We start from the raw sequence: 11460 nt of genomic DNA on the forward strand, positions 1-11460 counted from the left end.
TTTTCTACCTCAGTTTCAGGGTGGCAAGGCCGATCAGCACCAGAATCACGGTGATGATCCAGAAGCGGACGATCACGCGTGGCTCGGGCCAGCCCTTGAGTTCAAAGTGGTGGTGAATCGGCGCCATGCGGAACACGCGACGCCCGGTCAATTTGAAGGACGCCACCTGGATGACCACCGACAGGGTTTCCATCACGAACACACCGCCCATGATGAACAGCACGATTTCCTGGCGAACGATCACCGCGATGGTGCCCAGGGCCGCGCCCAGCGCCAACGCGCCGACGTCACCCATGAAGACTTGTGCCGGGTAGGTGTTGAACCACAGGAAGCCCAGGCCCGCACCAATCAGCGCGCCGCAGAATACGATCAACTCACCCGCGCCCGGTACGTAGGGGATCAGCAGGTATTCGGCGAATTTCACGTTACCCGACAGGTAGCAGAAGATACCGAGCGCACCGCCCACCATCACCGTCGGCATGATCGCCAGGCCGTCGAGGCCGTCGGTAAGGTTGACGGCGTTGCTGGAGCCGACGATCACGAAGTAGGTCAGCACCACGAAGCCGATGCCCAGGGGAATGCTGGCGTCCTTGAGCATGGGCAGAATCAGCGTGGTTTCCACCGCGCTTGGGGCGGTCATGTACAGGAAGATCGCCGCGCCCAAACCGAACACCGACTGCCAGAAATACTTCCAACGGCTTGGCAGCCCCTTGGAGTTCTTCTCGATGACCTTACGGTAGTCATCCACCCAGCCGATGGCGCCGAACAGCAGGGTCACCAGCAGCACCACCCATACATAACGGTTGTGCAGGTCAGCCCAAAGCAACGTGCTGACACCGATGGAGGACAGGATCAGCGCGCCGCCCATGGTCGGCGTACCGGACTTGGACAGGTGCGACTGCGGGCCGTCATTGCGAACCGATTGACCAATTTGCAGGTTCTGCAGGGTGCGGATCATCCACGGCCCCAGGAACAGTGACAAACACAACGCGGTCAGCACACCCAGGATCCCGCGCAGAGTCAGGTACTGGAAGACCGCGAAGCCTTTGTGGAACTGTTGCAGATACTCAGCCAGCAGCAGCAGCATTAATGTTTCTCCGTACTTGAGCCACACAAGGCCACGACGACGTTTTCCATCACCGCGCTGCGCGATCCCTTGATCAAAATGGTTGTCTGTTTGTCGTGTTCGGCCGCAGCCAGCGCCTGGATCAGCTCGGCTTGGGTGGCGAAATGCTGCGCACCTGGGCCGAAAGCGTTGACGGCGTGGGCCATGTTCGGGCCGACGGCATAAAGGGCGTCGACCTTGCCGCTGGCGTAGGAACCGACTTCGCGGTGGGATTGTTCGGCCCAGTCGCCCAGTTCAGCGATATCGCCCAGCACCAGTACCTTGCGGCCGTCGAAGCCTTTGAGCAGGTCGATGGCGGCGCAGACCGAGGACTGGTTGGCGTTGTAGGTGTCATCGATCACGCGCATGCCGTTTGTCGCCAACTGCGCCACGGTGCGGCCCTTGACCGGTTGCACCGCGCCAAGGCCCGTGGCAATACCGAACAGCGACACGCCCAGGGCGTACGCGGCAGCGGCGGCGGCCAGGGCATTGGCAACGTTATGGTTGCCCAACAAATTCAGTTGCACGTGTTCGCTGCCTTGCGGGGTGTGCAAGGTAAAGGACGGGCAGCCTCGGGCATCGACGGTCATGTTGGATGCACGGAAATCAGCCGCTGCGTTATGCACGGCAAACGTCAGGACCTTGCGACCGGCGGCGCGCACGCGCCAGGTTTCGAAGGCCTTGTCGTCGAGGTTCAATACGGCGGTGCCCGAAGCGTCGAGGCCTTCAAGGATTTCACCCTTGGCTTCGACGATCTTTTCCGGGCCACCGAACTCGCCCACGTGAGCAGTACCGGCGTTATTGATAATGGCGACGTGGGGCTTGGTCAGCGCCACGGTGTAGGCGATTTCGCCGACGCGCGAAGCACCCAACTCGATCACCGCCGCCGTGTGTTCCGGGGCCAATTCGAGCAGGGTCAACGGCGCGCCGAAATCGTTGTTCAGGTTGCCACGGGTAGCGAGTACCGGCCCGCGTGTGCGTAGCACGCCGGCCAGCAGTTCCTTGACTGTGGTCTTGCCGCTGGAGCCGGTGATGGCCGCCACCGGCTGCTCGAAGGCGGCACGGTTGAGTGCGCCCAGTTGGCCGAGGGCCAAACGGGTGTCGGCGACCAGCAACTGCGGCAAGCTCGACTCCGGTACTTCGCGCTGCACCAGGGCACCCACGGCGCCTTTGGCGGCGACGTCATTGAGGTAATCGTGGCCGTCAAAGCGCGGGCCGGCCAGCGCGACAAACAGTTGCCCTGGCTGGATGGCACGGCTGTCGATGCTGACGCCATCGAAGCGGCAATCGCCGGACAGAAGGCGAGCGGACAGGGCCTGGGGCAGTTCGCTGAAGCGCATCGGCTTAAGCATGGGCGATCTCCCAGGCACTCAAGGCGTGATCGGCCTCGACCAGGTCGGAAAAGGCATGCCGCTCGCCGTTGATTTCCTGGTAGTCCTCGTGGCCTTTACCGGCGAGCACCACCACATCGTCGACGCCGGCGCTGGCGATCAGTTGGGCAATGGCGTTACCGCGACCGGCGACAAAGGTAGCTTTGGAGACGTCTTTGAAGCCTGCACGGATGTCATCGAAAATCTGGCTTGGGTCTTCGCTGCGCGGGTTGTCGTCGGTCACCAGCACGCCGTCGGCCAGGCGCTCGACAATCTCGGCCATCAGCGGGCGCTTGCCGCGATCACGATCACCGCCGCAACCGAACAGGCACAGTAATTTGCCCTTGGCGTGTGGGCGCAGCGCTTGGAGTACTTTTTCCAGGGCGTCCGGGGTGTGGGCGTAATCAACCACTACCAGCGGCTGTTTTCCGCCACCCAGGCGCTGCATGCGACCGGCCGGGCCTTCCAGCTTCGGCAGTACGTTCAGAATTTCGTCGAGGGCATAGTCCAGGCCCAGCAGCGCACCGATGGCAGCAAGCACGTTGCTGAGGTTGAAACGACCGAGCAAGGTGCTGCGCAGGTGGTGTTCGCCCTGCGGGGTCACCAGGGTGGCGCGCACGCCTTCGTCGTCGAACCGGGCTTCGCGGCAATACAGGTAGGCACTTGGGTCCTGCAGGCTGTAGCTGATCAGGCGCCCTTCGCGGTCTTCGGTGGCGAGTTGGCGACCGAACGCATCGTCCAGGTTAACGACCCGGCATTTGAGATCATTCCACGCGAACAGCTTGGCCTTGGCGGCGGCGTACGCCTCCATGGTGCCGTGGTAATCCAGATGGTCGCGGGACAGGTTGGTCATCACCGCCACATCGAACGCCAGGGCGCTGACGCGACCCTGCTCCAGCCCGTGGGATGAGACCTCCATGGCCACGGCCTTGGCACCGGCTTTTTTCAGGTCGGCCAGGGTCGCCTGCACGGCAATCGGGTTCGGCGTGGTGTGCAGACCGCTTTGCAGCGCGCCATAGAAACCAGTCCCCAGAGTGCCGACAATGCCGCAGTGCTGGCCCAGCAGATCAAGAGCCTGGGCCACGAGCTGGGTCACGCTGGTCTTGCCGTTGGTGCCGGTCACGCCCACCAGATTGAGGTGGCGGCTCGGCTCGCCATAGAAACGCCCGGCGATATCGGATAACTGCTTGGCCAGCCCTTTGACCGGAATCAGCGGCACGTCGGTGATCGGTAGCACGGTGGCGCCTTCGGCTTCATACGCCACGGCGGCGGCACCGCGTTGCAGCGCATCGGCAATGTGCGCGCGACCGTCGAACCTGCCACCCGGCACGGCCAGGAACAGGTCGCCGGCACGCACATTGCGGCTGTCCAGGGTCAGCTCACGGATCAACAGGTCGCGACCGGCATGGGCGAAAATCTTGTTCAAACTTAGAGACATCAGCCGCGCCCTCCATTGGCTTTTACGGCAGCGGCCGGTGGTCCGGCGTTTGCTTGCTGGGTCGGCGGCAGGTTGTCGGGGGTGATGTTCATCAGGCGCAGGGTGCCGGACATCACTTTGCTGAACACCGGCGCCGAGACCAGGCCACCGAAGTAACCGGCCTTGCTGGGTTCATCGATCACCACGACGATGGCGTAGCGCGGGTCGCTCATCGGACCGAAGCCGGCGAACAGCGAACGGTACGAGTTCTCGGCATAGCCCTTGGTGCCCACGGATGTCTTACGTGCGGTACCGGATTTGCCGCCCACGTGATACGCCGGCACCTGGGCACGGAACACGCCGCGCGGTGCTTCGATCACTTGTTGCAGCATGCCTTGCATGGTCTTGGCGACATTTTCCGGGATCACCTGAGTCGCCTTTGGCGCTTCGTCGACGTGAATCAGGCTTAACGGCACCATGCGGCCATTGTTGGCCAGCACGGAGAAGGCGTGGGCCAATTGGATTGCCGTCACCGACAGGCCGTAGCCGTAGGACAGCGTGGCGGTCTCGGCTTTTTTCCAATCGCGGTAGTTCGGCAGGTTACCGACGCGCTCGCCAGGAAAGTCCAGGCCCGTGGGTTGGCCCAGGCCGATTTTCTGCGCCAGGTGGTAGATGGTTTCGCCGCCGATATCGAAGGCGACCTTACTCATGCCCACGTTACTGGAGTTGATCAGGATGCCTGTCAGGTCCAACACCGGCCCTTCGGTCCGGGATACGTCGCGAATGGTGTATTTGCCCAACTGCAGCGTGCCCGGATAGACCTCGACCTTGTCGCTGGGCTTCCAGCGTCCCGTTTCGAGGGCAGCACTCATGGAAATGGCTTTCATGGTCGAACCCGGCTCGAACACGTCGATCATGGCGCGGTTGCGCATCATCGCCGGTTGCAGGTTGCGACGGTTGTTCGGGTTGTAGGTTGGCTGGTTGACCATGGCGAGAATCTCACCGGTCTTCACGTCCATGATCACCAGGCTGCCGGCCTTGGCGCCGTTCTCGATGATCGCGTTACGCAGTTCGCGGTTGGCCAGGTATTGCAGACGCAGGTCAATCGACAACGCCAAGGGCTTACCGGCCTTGGCGTTCTTGGTGACCTGGACATCCTTGATCAGCCTTCCGCGCCGATCCTTGATGACTTGTCGCTTGCCTGGAACCCCGGCCAGCCATTCATCGTAGGCCAACTCGACACCTTCGCGACCGTGGTCGTCGATGTCGGTGAAGCCCACCATATGGGCGGTGGTTTCACCGGCCGGGTAGAAACGACGGAACTCCTCGATGCCGTAGACACCGGGGACTTTAAGGTCGAGCACCTGCTGGCCCTGCTCAGGGGTCAGGCCGCGTACCAGATAGATGAACTCTTTGTTGGCCTGGGCTTCCAGACGCTCGGCCAGGGCCTTGGGGTCTTGACCAAGGGCGGCGGCGAGGGCCGGCCAGCGGTCCTTGGCAACCTGCAGTTCCTTGGCGTTAGCCCACAGCGTGGTCACCGGTGTACTGACGGCCAGGGGCTCGCCATTGCGGTCGGTGATCAGGCCACGGTGCGCGGGAATAGGGATATGACGCAGGCTGCGGGCGTCGCCCTGGCCGATCAGGAAGTCGCGGTCGACCACCTGCAGGTCGATGATGCGCCAGGCGATCGCGCCCACCATCAGTGCCAGCAAGCCAAGCACCAGGCGGAAGCGCCATGGATAGAGCGCGCCTTCAAGTTTCATCATGGCGCCACCATCCGCACGTCAGCTGCGCCGGGGATATGCATTTTCAGCTGTTCCGTGGCCAGCACCTCGATACGACTGTGGGCGGTCCAGGTACTTTGCTCCAGGATCAACCGTCCCCACTCCGCCTGAGCTTTGTCGCGCACGCTCAATTCCCCGTACAGGGTGTTGAGCAACTGACGGTTCCAGTGGGCGCTGTAGGACACCGCGATGGCGGAAACCAGCACGCCGATAAACAGCAGCAACATAAAGAAGCTGCCGCCTGGCAGGGGCTTGGCGAAAAGCTTGCTCACCGCAACTTCTCCGCAACACGCATGACCGCACTGCGGGCACGTGGGTTGGCCTTAAGCTCAGCATCGGAAGCGAACTGCGCTTTGCCATGGATCTTGATTTTCGGCACAAAGGCTTCGAAACGTACCGGCAGGTTGCGCGGCAGGTTGTCGGACTCGCCCTTGACCAGGCGGCGCATGAATAGCTTGACGATACGGTCTTCCAGGGAGTGGAAGCTGATCACCACCAGGCGACCGCCCACTTCCAGCGCGTCGAGGGCAGCCTCCAGGCCGGCCTCCAGATCGCCCAATTCGTTGTTGACGTGAATGCGCAGGCCCTGGAACGCACGGGTCGCCGGGTTCTTGCCCTTTTCCCAGGCTGGGTTGGCGACTTTCAGCACTTCGGCCAGGTCAGCGGTGCGCTCGAACGGTTGCAGTTCGCGGCGCTCGACCACGGCACGAGCCATACGGCCGGCGAAACGCTCTTCGCCGTATTCCTTGAACACCCGGGCGATTTCTTCCACCGGCGCGGTGGCGATGAACTGCGCGGCGCTGACGCCTCGGGACGGGTCCATGCGCATGTCGAGGGGGCCGTCGTTCATGAAACTGAAACCGCGTTCCGGGTCATCGAGCTGGGGCGAAGACACGCCCAGGTCAAGCAAAACGCCGGCGACCTTGCCCGCCATGCCGCGCTCGGCCACTTCGGCTCCCAGCTCGGCAAAGCTGCGCTGCACAACGACAAAGCGGCCGTCTTCGGCCGCTAGCGCTTGCCCGGTGGCAATCGCTTGGGGGTCTTTGTCGAACCCGAGGAGCGTTCCGTCCGGCCCGAGCTGACTAAGGATCAATCGACTGTGCCCGCCCCGGCCGAACGTCCCATCCACATAGCAGCCATCCGCGCGTACGGCGAGAGCCTCGACGGCTTCGTCAAGCAGTACGGTGATGTGGTTAAAGCCGCTATCAATAGTCACAGGATCAGATCACGCAGTTCGTCAGGCATGGCGCCCGGTTGTTGAATAGCAGCCAGGTCAGCTGCGGAAACAGCATCCCAGGCATCTTCGTCCCACAATTGGAACTTGTTCAGTTGGCCGACCAGCATTGCGCGCTTATCGAGCTTGGCGTACTCGCGTAGACGCGGGGGTACCAGGAAACGACCACTGCCATCGAGTTCAAGGTCGACGGCATTACCGATCAGCAAACGCTGCAGGCGGCGGTTTTCTTCACGCAATGAAGGCAAGGCGCGCAATTTGGTTTCGATCAACTCCCACTCGTCGAGGGGGTAAACACATAAACAAGGGTCAACGGCATCGATTGTGATGATTAACTGCCCGGAACTTCTCGAAATCAGCTCGTCGCGATACCGGCTCGGCATAGCGAGACGGCCTTTTGCGTCGAGACTGATAGCGTTAGCTCCGCGAAACACAGATGCGTTTCTCCAAATTTTAGCGTTTTACGTTCAAAAAACCCACTTTGTGCCACTTTCCGCCACTTGCGCACACTATAGGAATGCGCCCACCACACCGTCAAGGCACGGATTCAAGGAAAAGCCTTACAGAACGGAGATTTAGGAGCGTAAAGGGAGGAGAAACCCGAGTTCGACGATATTTTTGACCCAACAAGCGCAGAGCACTCAAAGCGCTATAGCTCGAAGTTAAAGTGATTTATTAAGAGTAAGATTTTTTTGGTATTACGAAGATGCATCTGCCAATGATTTGGCAGGGAGGGAGTCTTGCGTTACTACCGGTTTTTTTGCTCGAGACTCGAACAAAAGGAAATAAGGTGGAGAGTCGATCTATAAGCCGGGTTCTGTCTTGAACAGTCATTCGTCTACGATGGCCATCACTGGACATCTTTAGCAACCTACCCGGTCCCAGCGCGGGCCACGCCTTGGGACCCTATTTGGTCTTGCTCCAAGTGGGGTTTACCTAGCCACGAACTGTTGCCAGTCGTGCGGTGCGCTCTTACCGCACCTTTTCACCCTTACCGGCACCGAAGCGCTTAGGCGGTTATTTTCTGTGGCACTTTCCGTAGGCTCACGCCTCCCAGGCATTACCTGGCACTTCGCCCTATGGAGCCCGGACTTTCCTCCCCCCCCTAATTTTCATAGAGGGCAGCGACTGTCCAATCGACTCTCCGCCGCGCAGGTTAACGGCACGGCGGTCTCAGGACAAGTATTAAAAGACCGCGACTGCCATCATGATCGGATGAATTGCACCCTCCACCCCGGAACTATTCGGCTTTCTGCTTATCCAGCGCCACTTGATACAGGACGTTCTTGCGCACGCCAGTGATTTCCGCCGCCAGGGCCGCTGCGCGTTTAAGTGGCATTTCCTTGAGCAACAGATCCAGGATGCGCATGGCCTCGCTGCTCACCGCATCCTCGCTCTCCGGCGCGGTCCAGCCCGCTACCAGCACCACGCACTCGCCGCGCTGCTGGTTACTGTCGCCTTCGACAAAGGCTCGAAGCGCTTCCAGGGGTAAGCCTTTGAGAGTCTCGAAGGTTTTGGTCAGCTCGCGGGCCAACAGCGCCAGGCGCTCGCCGCCGAATACCAGCTCCATGTCCTGCAGACACTCCAGGATGCGGTGCGGCGCTTCGTAGAAGATCAGCGTGCGCGGTTCCTCCTTGAGGGCCTCAAGGCGCGCTCGACGCCCCACCGCCTTGGCGGGCAGGAAGCCTTCGAAGATAAACCGGTCGGAAGGCAGGCCGGCCGCCGATAAGGCAGCAATCAACGCGCACGCCCCCGGAACAGGCACTACATTGATACCTGCGGCGCGTGCCTGGCGGACCAGGTGGTAACCGGGATCGGAGATCAATGGCGTGCCCGCATCGGAAATCAACGCCACGTCGTCGCCGGCCAGCAGACGCACGATAAAGCGGCTGCCTTCCTCGCGTTCGTTGTGCTCATGGCAGGCCGCCAGCGGCGTACTGATACCAAAATGCTGCATCAAACGTTGGGAGTGGCGCGTGTCTTCGGCCGCGATCAATTTAACGTCGCGCAACACTTTCAATGCGCGAGCACTGATGTCGTCCAGGTTGCCAATGGGCGTCGCCACGACAAAAAGCGAGCCTGCAGTGGAATTCAAAGGACCTGGAGCAGTCAAAACGCACACCTCGATGGTTGGCAAAAAAATCATTGTAGCGCGTAGATGCCTTGAAAAAACGCCATCGAGGCCGATCCCTTCAGGGTCGCTTGCGTCCGGTAACATCCAGTCAGCCGCTTTTGCACGACCTAAATCGACGGTTTCACGCCAGTAACATCGCGCCTGGGCCAGTGCTTGGGTACACTTCCACGCTAATTTGATCGGTATCAGGAACACTTACATGATCGCTTGCCTGCGGCTGCTCTCCGCCCTCTGCCTCGCTGCCCTACTGGCCGCCTGCGCCAGCTCGCCCTCGTCCAGCCTTGGCGAGCTTCCTCGGACCCCGGACGCCAGTATCGAGCAACTGCTCGAACAGGCCACCTCCGCCAAGACGCCGGAAAAGGCCGCACTGTTGCGCCTGAGTGCAGCTGACCTGGCCTACCACCAGAATAATCCTGGCCGCTCGGCGCAGATTCTTGCACAAGTGCCCCTGGAGGCTCTCAAGCCTGCCGCACAGGTGTTTGCCAGCACACTGGCTGCCGAGCTGGCGATGACGCGCAACCAGCCCAAGGCCGCGTTGACGGCATTGAGCCACCCGAGCCTGCAAAGCCTCAAGGACTTGCCTGCCGAGCAGCAGATTCGCACCGGTACCGTTCATGCCCGCGCTTATGAGGCCGACGGCCAGACCCTGGCCGCCGCCCGTGAGCGTGTCGCCATGGCCTCGTTGCTGACCGGCGACGCCGCGCATGCCAACCATGACGCCATCTGGGCGCTGATTGCCGCCCTGCCGGCCGAGCAGTTGCAAGCCAGCGGCAACCCTATCCTCGATGGCTGGATCACCCTGGCTCAATCGGTCAAGAGCGCCGGCACCCTGGAGCAACAGCAGGCCGCCATCGACACCTGGCGCGCGCAGAACCCCAACCATCCGGCGGCGCTGCAATTGCCGACGCCGCTGACCAAGCTTAAGGAACTGGCCAGCCAGCCCCTGAACAAGATCGCCCTGCTGCTGCCACAAGACGGCCCGCTGGCCTCCGTGGGCAAGGCGTTGCGCGAAGGCTTCATGGCGGCCCATTACCAGGCCGAACAGGCCGGGCAGAAGCCGCCGGTCATTGAGTTCTATGACAGCTCCCGCTTGACCTCCCTCGACGATTTCTACGCCAAGGCCCAGGCCGCCGGCGTGCAACTGGTGGTCGGCCCGCTGGAGAAGCCACTCGTCAAGCAGCTCAGCGCGCGACCTCAACTGCCGATCACCACCCTGGCGCTGAATTACGCCGAAACCGATCAAGCTCCGCCGCAGCTGTTCCAGTTCGGCCTGGCCGCCGAAGACGAAGCCCGCGAAGTCTCGCGCCGCGCCCGTGCCGATGGCCTGCACCGCGCCGCAGCCATGGTGCCGCGTGGCGAATGGGGCGAGCGTGTCTACAAGGCGTTCCGCCAGGATTGGGAAGCCAACGGCGGTACGGTCATGGGTGTGGAGTATGTGGATCAGCCCGTGGCCCTGGCCCAGCAGATTGCCGACCTGTTCCAGCTGCGTAAAAGCGAAGCCCGCGCCAAGAGCCTGCAAAACACCGTTGGCACCGATGTGGCGGCACAACCTTCACGTCGCCAGGACATCGAGTTCATCTTCCTGGCCGTAACCCCGCAACTGGCCCAGCAGATCAAGCCGACCCTCAACTTCCAGTACGCCGGCGACGTGCCGGTGTATGCAACATCCCACGTATTCAGCGCCAGCGGCGACAAGAACCAGTACCTGGACATGACCAACGTGATGTTCTGCGAAACGCCTTGGCTGCTCAACACCACCGACCCGCTGCGCAACCAGGTCGCCGCGCAATGGCCACAAGCCAATGGCAGCCTCGGCCGCCTGTATGCGATGGGCGTCGATGCCTATCGCCTGGCGCCACGCCTGGGCCAGCTCAAGGCGCTGCCGGACACTCGGGTGGATGGCCTGTCGGGCAATCTGGGCATCAGCGGCAACCAGCGCGTCGACCGCCAGATGCCTTGGGCCAAGTTCGTCGGCGGCCAGGTCCAACGCCTGCCGGACACCCCGCGCTGATGCCCGAGCGGTCCCGCGCGCAAAGCGGCAAGGATGCCGAACTTCAAGCTCTGAACTACCTGCAGCAACAGGGTCTGCGCCTTCTGGCGCAGAACTGGTTGTGTAAACGCGGCGAGCTTGATCTGGTCATGCTTGACGGCGATACAGTAGTATTCGTCGAAGTCCGCTACAGGAAACACGCACAATGGGGTGGCGCGCTCGCCAGTATCGACGGGCGCAAGCGTCAAAAGCTGATACTCGCCGCGCAGTTTTTCCTGCAAAAAGAGCATCGCTGGGCCGACTCCCCCTGCCGTTTCGATGTGGTCGCCATAGAAAGCACACCGTCGGGGACGGCTGATCTGAACTGGCTGCCCAATGCCTTCGACAGCTGATTCGCCGGACCTCTACACCACACACTTTTGCTCT

The 11460-nt window shown here is 61.7% G+C and carries 10 protein-coding genes and 1 other RNA gene; 2 read left to right on the forward strand and 9 right to left on the reverse strand.

The annotated features are described in order from the left end of the window. Positions 1-4: 4 nt before the first annotated feature. The 9 genes from mraY to rsmI form a co-directional block, all read right to left on the reverse strand. Complete coding sequence (mraY, locus tag OSC50_RS19650) at positions 5-1087, reverse strand: phospho-N-acetylmuramoyl-pentapeptide-transferase (RefSeq protein WP_034111805.1); 1083 nt, start codon at positions 1085-1087, stop codon at positions 5-7. Next, positions 1087-2457 (reverse strand): UDP-N-acetylmuramoyl-tripeptide--D-alanyl-D-alanine ligase, encoded by a 1371-nt coding sequence (locus tag OSC50_RS19655; protein WP_266247967.1) that lies wholly within the window; start codon positions 2455-2457, stop codon positions 1087-1089. The genes mraY and OSC50_RS19655 overlap by 1 nt, the downstream gene beginning before the upstream one ends. Beyond that, positions 2450-3913, reverse strand: coding sequence for a UDP-N-acetylmuramoyl-L-alanyl-D-glutamate--2,6-diaminopimelate ligase (locus tag OSC50_RS19660; protein ID WP_266247966.1), 1464 nt, complete (start codon positions 3911-3913; stop codon positions 2450-2452). Before OSC50_RS19660 ends, OSC50_RS19655 begins: the two co-directional genes overlap by 8 nt. Then, entirely contained in the window at positions 3913-5655 is a 1743-nt protein-coding gene (locus OSC50_RS19665) for a peptidoglycan D,D-transpeptidase FtsI family protein (protein WP_181078617.1), read from the reverse strand. The genes OSC50_RS19660 and OSC50_RS19665 overlap by 1 nt, the downstream gene beginning before the upstream one ends. Continuing rightward, the gene (gene ftsL / locus OSC50_RS19670) at positions 5655-5948 is read right to left on the reverse strand and encodes a cell division protein FtsL (protein ID WP_124361353.1); all 294 of its coding nucleotides are present in this window, start codon (positions 5946-5948) and stop codon (positions 5655-5657) included. Before ftsL ends, OSC50_RS19665 begins: the two co-directional genes overlap by 1 nt. Beyond that, positions 5945-6892 (reverse strand): 16S rRNA (cytosine(1402)-N(4))-methyltransferase RsmH, encoded by a 948-nt coding sequence (gene rsmH, locus OSC50_RS19675; protein WP_370694742.1) that lies wholly within the window; start codon positions 6890-6892, stop codon positions 5945-5947. Before rsmH ends, ftsL begins: the two co-directional genes overlap by 4 nt. Continuing rightward, positions 6889-7344 (reverse strand): division/cell wall cluster transcriptional repressor MraZ, encoded by a 456-nt coding sequence (mraZ, locus tag OSC50_RS19680; protein WP_003171868.1) that lies wholly within the window; start codon positions 7342-7344, stop codon positions 6889-6891. Before mraZ ends, rsmH begins: the two co-directional genes overlap by 4 nt. A 356-nt stretch (positions 7345-7700) precedes the next feature. Further along, an RNA gene (gene rnpB / locus OSC50_RS19685) (RNase P RNA component class A) lies at positions 7701-8054 on the reverse strand. A 96-nt stretch (positions 8055-8150) separates the two neighbouring features. Next, a complete protein-coding gene (gene rsmI, locus OSC50_RS19690; RefSeq protein WP_181078562.1) occupies positions 8151-9056 on the reverse strand; it encodes a 16S rRNA (cytidine(1402)-2'-O)-methyltransferase in 906 nt (301 codons plus the stop codon). A gap of 187 nt (positions 9057-9243) precedes the next feature. Here rsmI and OSC50_RS19695 point away from each other — a divergent pair, with 187 nt between their 5' ends. Further along, complete coding sequence (locus OSC50_RS19695; protein WP_253510515.1) at positions 9244-11055, forward strand: penicillin-binding protein activator; 1812 nt, start codon at positions 9244-9246, stop codon at positions 11053-11055. Further along, positions 11055-11426 carry a YraN family protein gene (locus OSC50_RS19700; protein WP_181078565.1) on the forward strand — a complete coding sequence of 124 codons (372 nt, stop codon included), beginning with the start codon at positions 11055-11057 and terminating at the stop codon, positions 11424-11426. The genes OSC50_RS19695 and OSC50_RS19700 overlap by 1 nt, the downstream gene beginning before the upstream one ends. Positions 11427-11460: the final 34 nt, after the last annotated feature.

The organism is Pseudomonas quebecensis, assembly GCF_026410085.1.
Lineage (GTDB): Bacteria > Pseudomonadota > Gammaproteobacteria > Pseudomonadales > Pseudomonadaceae > Aquipseudomonas > Aquipseudomonas quebecensis.

Excerpts from the sequence above, each read along its gene's own strand:
- mraY (WP_034111805.1), bottom strand. The coding sequence starts at position 1,087 with ATGCTGCTGCTGCTGGCTGAGTATCTGCAACAGTTCCACAAAGGCTTC.
- rsmI (WP_181078562.1), bottom strand. The coding sequence starts at position 9,056 with ATGATTTTTTTGCCAACCATCGAGGTGTGCGTTTTGACTGCTCCAGGT.
- OSC50_RS19655 (WP_266247967.1), bottom strand. The coding sequence starts at position 2,457 with ATGCTTAAGCCGATGCGCTTCAGCGAACTGCCCCAGGCCCTGTCCGCT.
- OSC50_RS19695 (WP_253510515.1), top strand. The coding sequence starts at position 9,244 with ATGATCGCTTGCCTGCGGCTGCTCTCCGCCCTCTGCCTCGCTGCCCTA.
- OSC50_RS19700 (WP_181078565.1), top strand. The coding sequence starts at position 11,055 with ATGCCCGAGCGGTCCCGCGCGCAAAGCGGCAAGGATGCCGAACTTCAA.
- OSC50_RS19665 (WP_181078617.1), bottom strand. The coding sequence starts at position 5,655 with ATGAAACTTGAAGGCGCGCTCTATCCATGGCGCTTCCGCCTGGTGCTT.
- OSC50_RS19660 (WP_266247966.1), bottom strand. The coding sequence starts at position 3,913 with ATGTCTCTAAGTTTGAACAAGATTTTCGCCCATGCCGGTCGCGACCTG.